The following is a 501-nucleotide window of genomic DNA, read 5'->3' on the forward strand; positions in this document are numbered from 1 at the left end:
TCAGTTGATCTCTCGAAGCCGCCGCACGAGCTTGGCCTTCACTTGCGTTTTTATCAACTTGGTCTGCCGTCGCCATTACGGTTAAAAGCATTTCCTGAATGCGAGCGAGGAAGGTATTAAACCAGTGCGCCAGTTGGGCGGTTTCGTCCTTACCTTTCACCTCAATGCGGTAAGTTAGGTCGCCCTCGCCTTGTGCTGCGTCTTTAAAACGCTCCACTAAGTTAGTTAACACTTTGCCCAACGAGGTCGCTATCATCGTCATCGCAACAATACCAATCAGAGCCGCAATAATCCCTGCCCACACTCCCTTTTCAAGAGCTTCTGCACTTTGTTCTTCACTCCATCGCTCGTAGTCATCCACGTTCTTTTTAAGGAAGCTACTGGGAACCGACACCATAACGATCCAAGGCGCATCGCTGGTGTCAATTGCAGTAATCGCATACTCATCCCCGCCAAACGTCACAAGGCCTGCGCCTTTTTGTTTCGCAATGGATTGAATAC

General features: G+C 49.7%; 1 protein-coding gene. It reads right to left on the reverse strand.

Annotated elements, in window-relative coordinates:
• Positions 1–501 (reverse strand): methyl-accepting chemotaxis protein (locus tag R7E78_RS31085; RefSeq protein ID WP_318059268.1); only part of this gene is annotated, 501 nt, incomplete at both ends.

Source organism: Vibrio sp. YT-19(2023), from assembly GCF_033337395.1.